This window comes from Lacimicrobium alkaliphilum (assembly GCF_002591895.1).
GTDB classification, from domain to species: Bacteria; Pseudomonadota; Gammaproteobacteria; order Enterobacterales; family Alteromonadaceae; genus Lacimicrobium; species Lacimicrobium alkaliphilum.
This window is the reverse complement of the sequence record NZ_NISX01000003.1, coordinates 256,105-270,671: the sequence shown is the minus strand read 5'-3', so window position 1 is coordinate 270,671 and position 14,567 is coordinate 256,105. Positions and strand designations below refer to the sequence as shown.

19 protein-coding genes are annotated in these 14,567 nt (G+C 48.1%); 3 read left to right on the top strand and 16 right to left on the bottom strand.

Annotated elements, in window-relative coordinates; translation table 11 throughout:
* Nucleotides 1-919: 919 nt before the first annotated feature.
* The 4 genes from CDA54_RS19545 to CDA54_RS04690 form a co-directional block, all read right to left on the bottom strand.
* Nucleotides 920-1,090 carry a hypothetical protein gene (locus CDA54_RS19545; protein ID WP_180237111.1) on the bottom strand — a complete coding sequence of 57 codons (171 nt, stop codon included), beginning with the start codon at nt 1,088-1,090 and terminating at the stop codon, nt 920-922.
* 405 nt (nt 1,091-1,495) lie between these two features.
* Nucleotides 1,496-1,708, bottom strand: coding sequence for a hypothetical protein (locus CDA54_RS04700; protein ID WP_099033854.1), 213 nt, complete (start codon nt 1,706-1,708; stop codon nt 1,496-1,498).
* 486 nt (nt 1,709-2,194) lie between these two features.
* Nucleotides 2,195-2,599 (bottom strand): DUF1801 domain-containing protein, encoded by a 405-nt coding sequence (locus tag CDA54_RS04695; protein WP_229748098.1) that lies wholly within the window; start codon nt 2,597-2,599, stop codon nt 2,195-2,197.
* A 92-nt stretch (nt 2,600-2,691) separates the two neighbouring features.
* Nucleotides 2,692-3,036 carry an SH3 domain-containing protein gene (locus CDA54_RS04690; protein ID WP_180237110.1) on the bottom strand — a complete coding sequence of 115 codons (345 nt, stop codon included), beginning with the start codon at nt 3,034-3,036 and terminating at the stop codon, nt 2,692-2,694.
* A gap of 150 nt (nt 3,037-3,186) precedes the next feature.
* Between CDA54_RS04690 and CDA54_RS04685 the strand changes: the two genes are divergently transcribed.
* Nucleotides 3,187-3,459: a type II toxin-antitoxin system Phd/YefM family antitoxin gene (locus CDA54_RS04685; RefSeq protein ID WP_099033851.1), complete on the top strand. Its 273-nt coding sequence runs from the start codon at nt 3,187-3,189 to the stop codon at nt 3,457-3,459.
* Complete coding sequence (locus CDA54_RS04680) at nt 3,440-3,712, top strand: Txe/YoeB family addiction module toxin (protein ID WP_099033850.1); 273 nt, start codon at nt 3,440-3,442, stop codon at nt 3,710-3,712. Before CDA54_RS04685 ends, CDA54_RS04680 begins: the two co-directional genes overlap by 20 nt.
* 75 nt (nt 3,713-3,787) lie before the next feature.
* Here CDA54_RS04680 and CDA54_RS04675 read toward each other — a convergent pair whose 3' ends face one another.
* From CDA54_RS04675 to CDA54_RS04630, 10 genes are all read right to left on the bottom strand, one after another.
* The gene (locus CDA54_RS04675; protein WP_099033849.1) at nt 3,788-3,973 is read right to left on the bottom strand and encodes a hypothetical protein; all 186 of its coding nucleotides are present in this window, start codon (nt 3,971-3,973) and stop codon (nt 3,788-3,790) included.
* Between the two features lie 537 nt (nt 3,974-4,510).
* Nucleotides 4,511-4,903 carry a hypothetical protein gene (locus tag CDA54_RS04670; RefSeq protein WP_099033848.1) on the bottom strand — a complete coding sequence of 131 codons (393 nt, stop codon included), beginning with the start codon at nt 4,901-4,903 and terminating at the stop codon, nt 4,511-4,513.
* Nucleotides 4,904-5,017: 114 nt separating this feature from the next.
* On the bottom strand, nt 5,018-5,485 hold the full coding sequence (locus tag CDA54_RS04665; protein WP_218962373.1) for a hypothetical protein: 468 nt from the start codon (nt 5,483-5,485) through the stop codon (nt 5,018-5,020).
* A gap of 109 nt (nt 5,486-5,594) precedes the next feature.
* Complete coding sequence (locus CDA54_RS20005; protein ID WP_099033846.1) at nt 5,595-5,966, bottom strand: nuclear transport factor 2 family protein; 372 nt, start codon at nt 5,964-5,966, stop codon at nt 5,595-5,597.
* Between the two features lie 114 nt (nt 5,967-6,080).
* Complete coding sequence (locus CDA54_RS20000) at nt 6,081-6,542, bottom strand: GNAT family N-acetyltransferase (protein ID WP_099033845.1); 462 nt, start codon at nt 6,540-6,542, stop codon at nt 6,081-6,083.
* A 93-nt stretch (nt 6,543-6,635) separates the two neighbouring features.
* On the bottom strand, nt 6,636-7,058 hold the full coding sequence (locus CDA54_RS04650; RefSeq protein ID WP_099033844.1) for a hypothetical protein: 423 nt from the start codon (nt 7,056-7,058) through the stop codon (nt 6,636-6,638).
* Between the two features lie 93 nt (nt 7,059-7,151).
* Nucleotides 7,152-7,712 (bottom strand): hypothetical protein, encoded by a 561-nt coding sequence (locus CDA54_RS04645; RefSeq protein WP_099033843.1) that lies wholly within the window; start codon nt 7,710-7,712, stop codon nt 7,152-7,154.
* Between the two features lie 94 nt (nt 7,713-7,806).
* On the bottom strand, nt 7,807-8,208 hold the full coding sequence (locus CDA54_RS04640) for a hypothetical protein (protein ID WP_099033842.1): 402 nt from the start codon (nt 8,206-8,208) through the stop codon (nt 7,807-7,809).
* A 96-nt stretch (nt 8,209-8,304) separates the two neighbouring features.
* Complete coding sequence (locus CDA54_RS04635; protein WP_099033841.1) at nt 8,305-8,625, bottom strand: hypothetical protein; 321 nt, start codon at nt 8,623-8,625, stop codon at nt 8,305-8,307.
* A 125-nt stretch (nt 8,626-8,750) separates the two neighbouring features.
* Nucleotides 8,751-9,203 carry a hypothetical protein gene (locus CDA54_RS04630; RefSeq protein WP_099033840.1) on the bottom strand — a complete coding sequence of 151 codons (453 nt, stop codon included), beginning with the start codon at nt 9,201-9,203 and terminating at the stop codon, nt 8,751-8,753.
* Between the two features lie 228 nt (nt 9,204-9,431).
* On the opposite strand from CDA54_RS04630, the gene CDA54_RS04625 reads away from it, so the two are divergent.
* A complete protein-coding gene (locus CDA54_RS04625) occupies nt 9,432-10,397 on the top strand; it encodes an integron integrase (protein WP_099033866.1) in 966 nt (321 codons plus the stop codon).
* A gap of 218 nt (nt 10,398-10,615) precedes the next feature.
* On the opposite strand, the gene CDA54_RS04620 is transcribed toward CDA54_RS04625, so the two are convergent.
* The gene (locus tag CDA54_RS04620) at nt 10,616-12,724 is read right to left on the bottom strand and encodes an amidohydrolase family protein (protein WP_099033839.1); all 2,109 of its coding nucleotides are present in this window, start codon (nt 12,722-12,724) and stop codon (nt 10,616-10,618) included.
* 417 nt (nt 12,725-13,141) lie between these two features.
* Entirely contained in the window at nt 13,142-14,374 is a 1,233-nt protein-coding gene (hutI, locus tag CDA54_RS04615; RefSeq protein WP_099033838.1) for an imidazolonepropionase, read from the bottom strand.
* Between the last annotated feature and the right edge of the window lie 193 nt (nt 14,375-14,567).

Here is a 14,567-nt window from a genome sequence, read left to right as displayed (position 1 = left end):
GGTTTACCGGACGGTTACTCATAAAGTACAGGCAATAAGGTAAGGAGGTGGCCAGATAAAAACAACATAACGGTAAGTACACAGACTGCTGAAGCAAGGGGGAATGCGGTCTTAAGCCAAACTCGGCCTGAAAAAAGGCAATAAATAACAAGCACCTACCTTCAACCGACATATCTACTATAAAAGCAGAAACCTTCCACACCGGGCTTGTCCAACAATAGGATTAAGTCGCGGCTGCGCGCGACCTATCCTTATTTATTATATGCCACATTTGGCTTCAATTACTCGGCCAGATAAGTCTATTGCCACTTTTCTATTAAAGGTTTCAGACGGCTCGTTATTACTAAACACGGTATATCTGATTTTGAACACCCAATAGTTTTGAGCGATTCCATCAGCCACAACGGATGATAAGTCATAACCAGTAACATGAGCCTGTTCATTTGATGCTAGTGCTCTCTTTGTCCAGTCATTAAAAATTTCGCGTACATCCTCAATAGATAGAGGAAGTTTTGATTTTCCATCCCAATTAACGTCAGGGACGGAGCTAAATTGCAACACACACCTATTGCCACTGTTACTCCATGATTCGAAAGTGTACTCGCTAGCTATTGCTGTAGCAGAAATAGCCAAAAATAGAGTCAGCGTCATTAATCTCATGATCTTCCCTGTGGCATATAACGTTTCGCCTTTACGGCATTTGCGAGTGCNCCATGATTCGAAAGTGTACTCGCTAGCTATTGCTGTAGCAGAAATAGCCAAAAATAGAGTCAGCGTCATTAATCTCATGATCTTCCCTGTGGCATATAACGTTTCGCCTTTACGGCATTTGCGAGTGCTTTGGCCGCAGGCCAGCGAGTAAATGTCCGGAAACAGGCGCTTGTTAGCAACCGCTGACACTCTGAGTTTAAATGACGATTCACTTGCGGCCGCCCATTGTGGTGATATATCCGATAAGCACTGCACCCAACAAAGACGCAATTCCAACAGCTAAAGTCAGGGCCAGATCAAATCCATTAAAGAAGGAATGTGTACCTACAGTCCCCAATGTAGCTCCTAAAGCAACAAATACTATTAGTTTCCAGTTCATCTTTGGCCGTTCCATTGTGGTGCTAACGTTTCGCCTTTACGGCATTTGCGAGCGTTTTGGCCAAAGGCCAGCGAGTAAATGTCCGGGAATAGGCGCTTGTTAGCAGCCGCGGAAAGCGCGACTGCGTGAAGATACTATGGGATTGCAAACGGCACTGGCTCCCTGTGTGGTAGTTCGGGCTACTTTCCATTGTGGCTCTCTGTTTCGCTGGTTAAGAATTTAGTCTGCCAGATTTTCTGGTAGTGGTGAACTGCTTTGTCCAACACCGCCGATGTAAGAAGCTGGCCGCCTGGCACACCAGCGTTCAGTTACAGCCCGGATAAAGAATGGGCTTGCTAACGCTTAACATATGGGGATTTTAGGAGCGCAGTTTCAGCGAGTAAAATTCCCACCATGATGTTTTTGTTAGTTGCCATTACTGAAACTACGCCCAGTCAATTTTTGATAAAGAACTTCAACTAAATCTTTACCTTTGATGCCATAAAAAATAAAAAGGAAACCTATGACCATACCAGCAAGACAAGCAAAAAAGCTGTAGTATTTTGTATAGAGGGAATGTCCATAGGCAGCAACAAGTAATAGCCCCAATAAAAGCCCTATACTCCGCATAATTGTCATATTTAAGTTCCTTTTTCCTATTAGCAACTAACGCTTTAAACAGCGGAAAACACACGTGCCTTGGCCGTTTTCTGGCCAGCGGGTGGTTTTCCGATGATTTAACTTGTTATAAGGCATACCCACAGACTACAGCTTTTCAAAGTGCCAAATTGAAGCGAATACAGTGACAATAATTAAGCATAATCCGATATATAAAAGCCAAGTAATTGGTTTGACGAAGTTAGACTTCACGACATTTGGCAACTCACGAAAAATAAAGCTCCCCATTGTGAATGGTAACCAAGGACTCACTCCTGACTTTTTCCCAATAGTAAGCAATACCGTCGCCAACAGCACACACGCCACACCAAGAATCAATGAAGTAAGCAAGTATCCCGACATTACTTTCCAATTGCCTTATAACGCCCGCCATAAACGGCCGAGTGAAACGAGGTCCGGCGACCGAAGGGAGCGAATTTAATGGCTTTGTTACGTGTTTTTGTCACCCTAAGCTCCAAGCAATGGATGGTGTTTCAAGCTATGGTACTTCAATGCCATTTGGAGGCAATGACCTAGAGGGCTTTCTTTGATAGCAGCGTCCAAGGGGACAACAATCGCTCTTTTCCCCTCATATTCGAATTCATCCCGATATATCTCCCTGAAGGTTTCGATCAGTCTGGTCTGACAGTGGAAATATACCTTTATGACAGCGGGATCTTTTGGCTTCCAGTCCATTCGAATCGTAGTGCCTCCTTTTACCAGGTAGCTGGCCTCGCCCCATTTGAGGGTTTCCTCAACTGCACCCAATTCATTCTCTTCCGCGATAGCGAAAATAAGGTGACGGACGGCTTCGAGCTGTCTTTGCGCTTCACCAGGGTATGTCTCAAATTTTGCCTTTATTTCAGGCTTCACGGAGCCTCCAGGTTCAATACACGTAACGCCAGCCATAAGCGGCCGCGTGAAACGAGGTCCGGCGCACGCAGGGCGCGAACTTGATGGCTTGGTTATGCGTTTTCTAGGCATTCGATTGGCACCCAGCCGGCGCCCTTAGTTTCATGCTCCACCCAACACCATTGGCAGTGCTCATATTTAACGGTGAGGCGCTCACCTGGCTCGACATCCAGCTCTTTAGCCGAGTAGAACTTTATCGCAACTCCACCAGTACCATCTCCGTTTAGCTCTATGTACTTGAGCGGAGCCCAGCCGACATCGCCTCTCTTGTCGGTAACACGCACCCATCCCAAGTATTCACTATCCCTCTCTCCTACCAGCAGCGCGTCACCGGCTACAAAACTGACCGGATTTGGGTAATTTGATTTGTGTTTCCGTACTACAACAGCTTCAAACATATGCATAACGCCCTCAATATGCGGCAGCCCTGGAGGAGCGCAAGCGACGGAGGGGCTGTCCGGCCACAGCTTGCTGTGGCGAACATCATTGATTTGTTATGGCTTACTCGCTAAAATGTACGGAGTTACCGTACATTTGAGGTGAGCCATATGGACTCTGTTAGTGTAAACCGATTCAGAGACAACCTAAAATCCTTTGTAGAACAGGCAGTTAGCAATCATACCCCACTGAAAGTGACTCGCCGGTCCGGTGAAGCGTTCGTGGTAATGAGCGCCGACGACTGGGAGCGGGAGCAAGAAACCCTGTATGTGCTTCAGAATAACAGCCTGATGCGCCAATTGGCAGAGTCTGCAGCTACCCACACCCAGGGCACTGGATACGCCCCCAAGGAAGAGGAAATCAATGAGATCACTCGTCTTTGAAGGCAGCACTTGGGCTACGTATGAGCAGCTTCGTGAAAAGGACAAGAAGCTGCACAAGGCGCTTTGCAAGCTACTGAAAGAGATGCTTCGTGCCGACCCAGCAACGGGTCTTGGTAAACCTGAACAACTAAAGCACAGCCTTTCCGGTTTCTGGTCCCGCCGACTTTCGCAAAAGGATCGTGTCATTTACAAGTTTGACGATCGATATGTCTATATTTTTGCCATCGGCGGCCACTACGATCAAAAGCCATAACGCTTAATATAACTGGAAAATACGAGCGCTTTACAGCGAGTAGTTTTCCAGTTGATGTTTTTGTTATGTAGCTTGTTACTTAAAATCATCGTTACTTTTTACCCAACGATAAATTGGATATGCACAAGCTAAAGGTATAATAGTTAAAAGGATGGATTTGCCAAAATCAATTTGCTTTAACTCACCAACAGCTGAGAAAAACACAATTATAAATAAAGTAAAAGATATCCATATTAACCAAAAAGCTTTTTGCTTACTCATGACTACGAATCCTTCGTGCTACATAACGCTGAACGAAGCGGCGCGTCTCACGCGTCCGCCTTCCGTGACTTGTTATAAGTTTTTGGTATCAACTCTGCCCCCACAATGGATGCACACAATTGAACCACTAAACCATTTTGCAACTACCGACGCCCAATTACCGCTTGATGCTGGGTGAGGCTGCTTGAAAGTTTGGATTGTGAGACATCGATTACAGTGCGGACAGCGCACGAAAAACGCCAAAACGAAATGCACTACCCCGAAAATCAGGAACCCATAAAACAACCTGAGCAACGTGCTTTCACTTCCACCCTCAGTTGCCAGTGCATAGACAAAGTAAAACCCGCAGATCAATAGCATCGCCCAAGCGAAGTAGACGCTGATGGCATTCAGTTTTCCGATACCTGTGCGACTCAGCACGCTGTCGATCCTTTTGACTTATAACGCCTGCAGTTGCGGCTTGGGTAAAGTGGCGGCTTTTGTGCGTATTTTTGCACAAAAGGTGACAGTTTGCCCAAGTCCGGCAAGCTGCACTTGTTAAGCATTTAGTACCTGTGCAGAAATGCGAACCAACATAACTAGACCCGCAAAGAATAAACTTAAACCTAAGGAACCCAGACCCCAGCCAATTTTATTTGTAATGAGCACATTTGAATACCATTTAAGATTATTAAGCCTAGCATAAGCCTGAACTACTAAATGGGTCTTTAATAGCACGAATAGAATTATTGACCCAAGTAGTAAATACCATGAGATGACAGCATTATCTTGCGTGCTAGAAATAATGTTTATATGTTCGGATGATTTTGCATTAATAAGCGCTGTGGCTGAAAATGAAATTGCCCCACTGGAAAGTAAAAAAATTGAATTTGAGAGTGTATCGACTCTAGCTCTTAAATCTTTCCATTCTTGAGAGTTTTCTTCTTCCATTTTGTACTCGTAGTTTCCAATAGTGCTTAACGCTGAGCATCACCGGACATCAAAAGCAGAGCGAGGAACGAGCGGCGCTTCTGATGGTCCGAGTGTATGCGCTTGTTATGTTGCTCATGGCCTGCTTACGGGGATGAGCCCCGCCACGTGCAGAGCATAAAGCAACAAGCCGAAGATAGTTGCTGCCAGATGGGGAAGCGCAACATGCGGCCAAAACATAATGCGTATTAGCAGGCGGCCGCCTCCCGCCTTCCATCTCTTGTACCATGTTCTGCCGATCTGCATCGCTACGGCTTGGTCTTTTTCTCCGGCAAAGTGTGCCTCTAATTCACCGGCGTGTTGGTAATATGCATATTGAAATGTTTTCCAATATCCTTCCAACAACCAAAACAGCAGAGCACTTGCCGAGGCTACCAATAGAATTGAGGAAGCCTTTGCCGCATATGCAGCACCCAGCGCTGCGAGACTAAAAGTAACGCTCCACGCTTTTATAGTGAGCGCCTTCGAATCGAACTCTTCGATTACGCTTTGGAGGTGCAAATACTCCTCAGCAAGCAGCCTGTTCAGCTCTGATGATTCCACTGACACTCCTTACGAACATAACGCCGCACATATGCGGCGGCTGAAATGTAGCGAGGAACGAGCGAAATGTAAGCCGTCCGAGCCACGAAGTGGCGACATGATGTGTTTGTTAGGGCTTTAATGTAGTCACCGTCCCTTGGTGGAAAACCATTTGCCACCTTGATTCACTCTGCTTCCACACCGATGTCCGATAGCTGGTTCGGATTAAGTTACCACCTTTCCCAATTAAGTTCGATTTGTAGGTAATATGAACAATATCGTGTGAAAGCTCCCTGACTTCGAATTCGCTGGCCTCAATTGAAATGCCATCTTCCTCGGGCAAGTGCTCAAGAACCTCCTGCTTCCCAAAGTATTGTCCACTAGCGCCTATTTCCCTGAATTCATCTGCCAGAAGCTCGTTTAGCGAGTCACGACAAGATCTGACTTCTTTCGTGTGGAGGCGCAATTCTAGACCTATCAAAAATTCGCTTAGATTATCCATAAGTTAGCTCGCGATTTTCCCTAACGCCGCAAGCACGCGCGGCTTTGTAGTGTAGGCGAAGCCGGAACGAAGAAGCCGTCGCCGTGCCTTGCCTTGTTAAAACTGGAAGCGACGCTACTTGAGCTGCTTTGACATGCCCACAAGTACTACCTTGTAGCCTAGCTTTTCGTTTAGCGCCATCATTCTTCTGTTTTCTAAGTATACATTTGTCCGAATTTCGCTAACTTCGTTGCTGCGTAGCCAGAATTCTGCCAGTTCCTTAAGCCGTGTGGCCACACCCTGCTGCCGATATTTTGGATGCACCCAAAGTGAGAAAATGTTTCCAAATTTGGCCTCAGATCGAGCTTCAATCTGAACCCAATGCATGCCTACTATCCGATCATCTGTGCGCCGAGCAAGTACAACGTAGGAACAGTGCTTTGAGCTCCGCAGATTCTCTACCGCCCGAGCCACGGAGTCGTCAGCATAGGAGTGGTCAGGAACCCATTCTCCTGGAGCTTCGCAGTGGATCTTCGCTACCTCTGCAACATCCTGATCATTATGCAGATCCAGATCTTGGTACTTAAGCTCAGTCATAGTAAGGTTTTAACGCAAAGATAAGCGGCGCCCTGTACAGGGCGTCCGGTGGAGGCCAACGGCCGGAACGTACTTGATCGACTTGTTAAGTGTTTATGTATCGCAGCCAACGAAAATTTTGCTGCCATGTATTTCGGCGAACCAAAACGGTTCGTGGTCCTCAGGACCAAAAAATTGGATAAGGATGAAGTTCGGATCTTGGAAAACAACATCCTTTGCCCGGAGCTCTTCGATTTCGGGGTGCCTATTCTCCGGGTACTGAGCTCTAGCTACTGACTTAATTTCGGAAACTGTGTTTTCGAGAAAGTTCTGTTGCCCGATGGTTTGAGTGACAAACCGTGCCAAATCTTCATTTGGCTTGGAGAGGCCATCGTATGCAACACTTATTGTTGTTCCGCTGTGTGTACCAACCCAGTAATCCGATTCGGCATCCCACTCCAAAGAACCGGCACACTCAATGGTGACTGTGGATTCCGGCTCTTCCTTTTTTCCGAACAGTTTTTTGAGAAATTGCACTATTCTTCCTTAAACACTTAACGCCGCAATAACCGGCGCGAGGTACGAGCGTCCGGCGCCGCAGGCGCGTAGTTAATTGCCTGGTTATGCATGTCAGAGCTGCCTCGCTTGATGAATAACTTCTGGCCAGGATTTGTCTGAATGCCATTTTCTGTATCTTTGCATGATGGGCAGGTAGTGTTCAGGAATATCTGATTCTGGTGCGCCGCTGTACACATACGCCATGCCCTCTCTAAACCATTCAGGTTTCCTCATGGTCGAAACCGAACCAATTTCCAAAAACTGAAACCAATGAACCAACTCATGCTGAGTAATGTAGATTTGCCACGATTCTGGCGCTATCACTGTACCGAGAAAAGGATAAGAAATAGCCCGTTCATTGCCGCCCCCGAACGACTGATAACACTCTGTGGTAGCGCAGTAAACAAACTTTGGTTTGGTCTCGAGCGCTATGCCGGAAGCAGATACGTTTGTTATGGCGGAGCCATACAACTCAATAGCCTGCCCCATGTCATTTGGGTCCTCGACGCAAACAGAGCCGTTACATTGCACTCCGTTTAAATGCGGGAGAATAAATCTAAACGGCTTTGCATACGACCAGGCTAATGTAGGGATCAAGGCAACAACTAACAGCAGGGACAATTTTTTTATCATACTGAATCCTTATGCATAACGCACCGTTAACGGGCGAGCGTAGTTTGCGAGTCCGTGCCAGCGCTGTTTGCTGGCACATGCGTTAAACGGGTTGTTATATGTCACATTTAGCCTCAATTATTCGACCAGATAAATCTATTGCCACTTTTCTATTAAAGGTTTCAGACGGCTCGCTATTATTAAACACGGTATATCTTACTTTGAACACCCAGTAGTTTTGTGTCATTCCATCTGCCACAACGGATGATAAGTCATAAGCTGTAACATGAGCCTGTTCACTCGATGCAAGTGTTTTCTTTGCCCAGTCATTAAAAATAACGCGTACATCTTCAATAGACAGAGGAAGTTTCGATTGGCCATCCCAATTAATCTTAGGAGCGGAGCTAAACTGCAATACACACTTACTACCACTGTTACTCCATGATTCGAAAGTGTACTCGCTGGCTATTGCTGTAGCAGAAATAGCTAGAAATAGAGTCAACGTCATTAATCTCATGATCCTCCCTGTGGCATATAACGCTTGCAACAGGGGCAAATGCGAGCGCTTTTGGGCGAAGCCCAGCGAGTATTTGTCCCTGCCTGGTTGCACTTGTTATGAAACCGTAGCTTCATTATCTGTAAGATCTTTGCTTGACTCTTTCACTTCGGTCAGTGATACACGGTATTTCCCATATGTTTCATTTAAGCTAGAGCCAATAACCCATATTGCGATAGGCACTACAGCTAATCCAGAAGCTATAGAGCCTATTTGATTCGCTAATGGATCATTTCCACCAGTCGCGACCAATCCCACCATTGCTCCAATTAAGCCGCCTACAAATGAGAAAGGAATACCAAATAAAACAGTCTTCCAAGTGATATTCCACCAAATTCGAGTTGAGATCTTATATGAGGGTTTTACTTCATTATCCATAGTGGGAGCTCCTTTAGGTTTCATAACGCCGCCGTCACGCGGCAATTTTGGAGTTATTTTTTTGTGGCAGCGTAGCGACCGCCACTAAAAAACGACGGAAAAATTGCTCGCTGTGCACGGCCTTGTTAGGCATTTTGTGCCTGGAGCGTAACCATTGTCACTGAGCCGTTTTCAAATTGATAGTGAATGAAAAATGTTTCAAAGTTTAACTTAACCCATTCTGGTATTTCGCCGAAGAGAGGATCAGTTTTTGACTCCTGATATTGAGCATCAATGGATTGTTCTTTAGCCCATTCCATTGCTTCGATACCTGTATTGAATGGTACACGTCTTGGGTCTGGGTCATCGAATGGATTAAACCCACTGTGTTTGACATTTCTCATAAATAGAGTGGTAAGTTCCTGAGATGAATTGAACAGAAACTCTAGCCCCATATCAGGTATCTCAGCAGTGAACTCATCATCCATACCTTCATGATTTCTATCGTATCTGTAGACCACATCAACATCATAGGTTTCAAATAGATCCAGTAGGATATCGCTTTTTAATGAAATCCCGATTAGCTCAATGTATTTCATGCTTGATGCCTAACAGTTTCATAGCTGGAAGGATTCCGTGATTAAGTGCGGAAGACTTCCTTGTTTTGGTTTTTGTAGCATGTTTACTTTGCCGATTCCACTGCAGGGGCGCTTTTTAGGGTGGTGGGCGGGAAAGTGCGGGAAAAGCCAGAAGTTTTCTATTGCCTTGCTCTTCGTCGGAATCAGGTCTATAACTGTATTAATATACAGTATTATGGAAGTGCTGATATGGCAAAGTCCCTTTTTCTTAAATCCGTTGCCGAGCAGATGTACGTCCGCCGCTATGCCAAGCGGACTATCGAAACCTATATCAAATGGATTAGCAGTTTTATTCATTTTCATCAGATGCGTCATCCGGTGCAGATGGGTGATACAGAGGTGGAGCTGTATCTGAATCATCTGGTCAATGAGCTGGATGTGGCAGCAGGCACTCAGGCCTCGGCGCTTAACGCGCTGGTGTTTCTGTATAACGAGATTATTAAACAGCCACTGAGCCTGAAGCTGAATTTTGTGAAAAGTCAGCGCCAGCAGAAATTGCCTGTGGTGTTAACATCACAGGAAGTACGTCAGTTATTGGCCCATATACCGGCTCAGCACAAACTGCCGGTTTCATTGTTATATGGCAGTGGGTTGCGGCTGATGGAGTCGGTTCGTTTGCGGGTACAGGATATTGATTTCGATTATAAGTCGGTGCGGGTCTGGAATGGTAAGGGCGGCAAACATCGGGTCGTCACTCTGGCCAGTGAGTTAATTCCGGATTTACGCCGCCAGACGGCTTTGGTTGAGCAGTATCTGCATGCGGATTTAGCCAACCCCCATTATGCCGGGGTGTGGATGCCGCACAGGTTAAGAATCAAATATCCGCAATCCAAAAGCCAACTGGGCTGGCAGTATTTGTTTCCCAGCCGCCAGTTGTCGGTGGACCCTGAAATGGCCACAGTACGCCGCCATCATATTGATGAAACCTCAATCCAGAAGGCGGTGCGCCGGGCGGTGCGGCAGGCGGGGATTAAAAAGCATGTTACCCCGCATACGCTGCGCCACTCGTTTGCGACCCATTTATTGCAATCGGGTGCAGATATTCGCACGGTGCAGGATCAGCTGGGCCATGCAGACTTGCGCACTACGCAAATTTATACCCATATTCTGCAGCGCGGTGGCCATGGGGTAGTAAGCCCGTTTTCGCACTTATGATATGTCGCTCAGATTTTTGGATCTCGCGGAAGCGCAGAGTCGCTGAGAAAAGCGATTTTAATCCTCCGCGTCTTTGCGCCGCTGCGAGATCGGAATTAGCCATCGGCGGGGCACCCATACAGGATGAGGGGTTATCTTTATCCCATAAAGGTCCTGATTTTCATCAGGACGACAGGTAACTTTTCAGTCCCTTGCTGCCCTTTGCGAGAATAACTCTACTACAGTGCGCTGGCTGCTTTGACTTCGGGCTTTTCGGTAAAGGGCTTAATACCAAGCTGCGGGTATACCTCGCTGGGGTAATAGAAGGTTCCGCCCCGCGATACCATACTGACGGTTTTAATGGCTTTTATATCCTCCACAGGGTTACCCGGCACCAGGAAAAAGTCGGCGTAGTTACCCGGTGTGATGCTGCCCCGGTTTTCATGGCCTAAGTAGCGTGCCATATCGTAACTGCCGAGCTTCAGTACTTCTGCAGCGCTGAAGCCGAATTGCTGGTATAGCTCCAGTTCGCGATGCAGGTTAAACGCGCCGCCCAGATCCGTACCCGGCACAATCAGAATGCCCCGCTCTTTCATCATTTTCAGGGTATGCAGAATTTGTTCGTAAGCACCGCGATAGGCAGCGTCCTGCTCAGGGCCTTCTATTTTTGCCAGCGACACTTTGGCGCTGCGTTGCACGCCGGGGGGCATATGTTCAATGTAGTCTTTAACCCCGGCGCGGATTTCGCCATTGCGAGACAGCAGCAGGTATTCGTGGATGGCCAGGGTGGGGTCAATGGCCACATTGTTTTCTACCATCAGATCCAGCGTTTTTTGTACCGGCTCGCTGTTTAAGTCGAGTTTTGGTAAACGATCCAGTGCCGTCAGTCTGAGCAGGGTGCGGGTGTCTTCATCGGGCTCCAGCACCCAGCCAAGCATTACCTGGTTAATATGGGTCAGCTCGTTGTAGCCCGCCTGAATCATTTCATTGGCATTGGAAAATGCCGGTACATGGCCGCTCACCCGCATATTCAGGCTTTTTGCCAGTTCCGCAATGGCCGGCACCCATTCACCCTTCATGCTGTTATAGATCTTCACACCGGGAAAGCCGCGATCAGCATAGGTTCTCACCGCATCCAGTGCCTGCTCCTGAGTTTCCACCAGAATGCCGTTGTTGTTGTTCGACGGGCTCTTCCCTTCAATCATGCCATAACGGGTAATGCGCGGCCCGGCCAGAATGCCGTCGTCTATTTTCTCAATAAGCTCACTGAGTACATCCAGAGAATTCCCCATATCCCGAATCGAGGTTACGCCAGCCAGTACATTCATCAGGCCATCATCATCGCCGGTATGACCATGCATATCGTACAGGCCGGGCACCAACGTGCCCCCACCGCCGTTAATCAGGGTTTCACCGGGTTGCGCCGGTGCATCAGCCGCAGAAATCTGTGCGATACGGCCATCCTCAACCACCACGGAAACCGGCTCTGAAAGCGCCAGGTTTTCGGGCTCAAAAACCCGTACATTGGTGATCCGCACCGGCCCGTTATAGTCGTGGGCAAACTCGGCCTGCAGGCTCTCGAAACGCTCAGTAGAATAGTTAGCGGCCAGCTTACGCAGGCGTGCTTCTTCTTCCTCAAAGCCTTCGCGGATAACAATAAAACGCGGGTGGATAAAGGCAAAAAACTGATGGTTGTCATCCAGAATCAGGTAATCCGGGTCAATATCGGCACCGGCCAGGGCATAAGTGCTGATGTTTACCTCGCCATCTGTACCACTGGCACGCAGGCTTTCCAGTTTTTCCAGCGACAGACTGCCTGCTGGTAATGCCTCCATGCGCTGTGAATCTGTTTGTAACAAGGCATGGGCGAGCACATAGGTCTGATAGGGGCTGCTGTTTTGCGGCACATATAAGGCCGGTTGGGTCAGGCTGGCTTCTCCGCTGCCGGTGGCGTCCTGCCAGGTGGCCAGGCCGTTATAAGTTTGCATCTGCTCTTCGACGGGGTTACCAAAGGTGGTATTGCCGCTGATCTGCCAGCTTTGTGGAATACCCTGCGAGTCCAGCTTTATCTGTTCCTGATAGGCCGGGCCGCGGCCATTGCTTTTAAAGTCAAAACTTACCTTGATATCGCTGTCCGGGCGAAACGCATGAAATTGATGAGTCGCGTGCAGATGGCCGACCTTATTGCCATTAAGCATTACCGTATAGCGGTGTGTTTTTATCTCGGCTATGGGCAGAGCTTGTTTTATTTCAGCTGAGGGCGACGCCTGTTTTACTTCGGATGAAGCCGGTGGTTCCGAGCAACCGAATAACAGTCCAAGTAATACACCCCAAACAACAATACGCATAGCAGCATCTCCGGTAGATAAATCCGTCCCTGGCGTCAGACCCCGTCGCACATTGATGGTTCAGGCAGGCGAATCAAAAAGCCAGTGTATAGCGGTAACGCTCAGGAGTACAACACCCGGGCATGACCAGCAAACACAAGTGTTTTTGTCGTCATTCCGGCATGTTGTTAGCCGGAATCTTTACCAGACTTCAATATCAGTACCTTTTATTGAACCACAGAGCCACGGAGGGCACAGAGAAGTAAAGGGCATTAAACCGTTAATACCTCTGTGTTCTCTGTGACTCTGTGGTTTTGCCTTTCCTAAAGGTCACTGGATGCCCAGCAACCATTGAGTTAGCAATGTGCTTGTCAATTACACCATGCTATCAAAGGTGCTGGACAAGCCCGATAATTACACTCGGGCATGACCGCTCGGTTAGGGTGTTACCATCTTACCCTGATGCCAGATTTGGGTGACCGGGTCGATTCCGATTTCATACGCCAGTTGATTAGGGTGGCTGATATCCAGCTGCAGTATGTTGGCCATTTTGCCCGTTTCCAGGCTGCCAATGTGTGCTTGCAACCCCAAGGCTTTTGCTGCGTTGATGGTGATGCCGCGCAGGGCCTCTTCCGGGGTCAGCGCAAACAGGGTGCAGGCCATATTCAGCATCAGCGGCAGGTTGCAGATGGGCGACGAGCCGGGGTTAAAATCCGTGGCAATGGCCATGGGCACCGTATATTGGCGCAGTAAATCAACAGGCGGTTTGCGGGTTTCTTTTAAATAATAAAAGGCGCCGGGCAGCAGGGTGGCGACCGTACCGCTTGTGGCAATGGCCTTAACCCCTTCCTCGTCAAGATACTCGATATGATCCACTGACAAGGCCTTAAAGCTTGCTGCCAGTTCACTGCCACCTAAGTTGGAAAGCTGCTCCGCATGCAGCTTTACCGGCAGGCCAAGCTCACTGGCTTTGCTGAATACCTTTTCGGTTTGTGCGCGGTTAAAGCCGATATTTTCACAAAACACATCCACCGCATCGGCCAGATTTTCCTCTGCCAACTTTGGCAGCATGTCGTTGCACACCAGTTCAATATAGCCCCCGGCATCGTCCTGGTATTCCGCAGGCAGAGCATGGGCACCGAGAAAGGTGGTGCGTACTGTTACCGGCAAATGCTGTTCAACCTGGCGGGCAACCCGCAGCATTTTCAGTTCGGTGGCAGTATCCAGGCCATAACCGGATTTAATCTCAATGCAGGTTACGCCCTGTTTAAGCAGGGTGCGGGCTCGTCTGAGCGTTAGTTCCAGTAATTCTGATTCACTGGCGGCTCTGGTGGCAGTTACGGTGCGGCGAATGCCGCCACCGGCGCGGGCAATCTCGGCATAGCTGACCCCCTGCAGGCGCTGTTCAAATTCATCGGCGCGGTTACCGGCAAATACCAGGTGGGTATGGCAATCAATAAAACCCGGTAGCAGCCACTGGCCCTGGCAATCGTGAATGGTGGTTGAGGCGGCAAATTCAGGCATATCGCTGGCTTTGCCTGCCCATTGAATTCTGCCCTCACCAATGACCACCGAGGCCTCTGTAACGATGCCATAAGGCTCGCCGTTATCGCTCATGGTGGCGAGATTGGCGTTGGTCAGAATCAGCTCGGCATGCAGCGCGTCAGCCATGGTGTTCTCCTGTTTTATTTCTGAATAGCTTTACCTGATAGTCAGATTAGTCTATTTTTTAATTAAGCATCTTGTATAGACAAGTTGATTCTGGCATTTTATTCGGACATTCGCGAGTAAAAATTTGCAGATCGAATTCACCACGAAGAGCACGAAGGAACACGAAGATTGGAATTGGCTGGTGCCAGACTAC

What these genes read in the sequence shown, in the direction of transcription:
- CDA54_RS04635 (WP_099033841.1), bottom strand. Translation starts at nt 8,625, where the DNA reads ATGGATAATGAAGTAAAACCCTCATATAAGATCTCAACTCGAATTTGG.
- CDA54_RS19545 (WP_180237111.1), bottom strand. Translation starts at nt 1,090, where the DNA reads ATGAACTGGAAACTAATAGTATTTGTTGCTTTAGGAGCTACATTGGGG.
- CDA54_RS04685 (WP_099033851.1), top strand. Translation starts at nt 3,187, where the DNA reads ATGGACTCTGTTAGTGTAAACCGATTCAGAGACAACCTAAAATCCTTT.
- CDA54_RS04620 (WP_099033839.1), bottom strand. Translation starts at nt 12,724, where the DNA reads ATGCGTATTGTTGTTTGGGGTGTATTACTTGGACTGTTATTCGGTTGC.
- CDA54_RS04670 (WP_099033848.1), bottom strand. Translation starts at nt 4,903, where the DNA reads ATGGAAGAAGAAAACTCTCAAGAATGGAAAGATTTAAGAGCTAGAGTC.
- CDA54_RS04675 (WP_099033849.1), bottom strand. Translation starts at nt 3,973, where the DNA reads ATGAGTAAGCAAAAAGCTTTTTGGTTAATATGGATATCTTTTACTTTA.
- CDA54_RS04690 (WP_180237110.1), bottom strand. Translation starts at nt 3,036, where the DNA reads ATGTTTGAAGCTGTTGTAGTACGGAAACACAAATCAAATTACCCAAAT.
- CDA54_RS04645 (WP_099033843.1), bottom strand. Translation starts at nt 7,712, where the DNA reads ATGATAAAAAAATTGTCCCTGCTGTTAGTTGTTGCCTTGATCCCTACA.
- CDA54_RS20005 (WP_099033846.1), bottom strand. Translation starts at nt 5,966, where the DNA reads ATGGATAATCTAAGCGAATTTTTGATAGGTCTAGAATTGCGCCTCCAC.
- CDA54_RS04630 (WP_099033840.1), bottom strand. Translation starts at nt 9,203, where the DNA reads ATGAAATACATTGAGCTAATCGGGATTTCATTAAAAAGCGATATCCTA.
- hutI (WP_099033838.1), bottom strand. Translation starts at nt 14,374, where the DNA reads ATGGCTGACGCGCTGCATGCCGAGCTGATTCTGACCAACGCCAATCTC.
- CDA54_RS04680 (WP_099033850.1), top strand. Translation starts at nt 3,440, where the DNA reads ATGAGATCACTCGTCTTTGAAGGCAGCACTTGGGCTACGTATGAGCAG.
- CDA54_RS04640 (WP_099033842.1), bottom strand. Translation starts at nt 8,208, where the DNA reads ATGAGATTAATGACGTTGACTCTATTTCTAGCTATTTCTGCTACAGCA.
- CDA54_RS20000 (WP_099033845.1), bottom strand. Translation starts at nt 6,542, where the DNA reads ATGACTGAGCTTAAGTACCAAGATCTGGATCTGCATAATGATCAGGAT.
- CDA54_RS04700 (WP_099033854.1), bottom strand. Translation starts at nt 1,708, where the DNA reads ATGACAATTATGCGGAGTATAGGGCTTTTATTGGGGCTATTACTTGTT.
- CDA54_RS04625 (WP_099033866.1), top strand. Translation starts at nt 9,432, where the DNA reads ATGGCAAAGTCCCTTTTTCTTAAATCCGTTGCCGAGCAGATGTACGTC.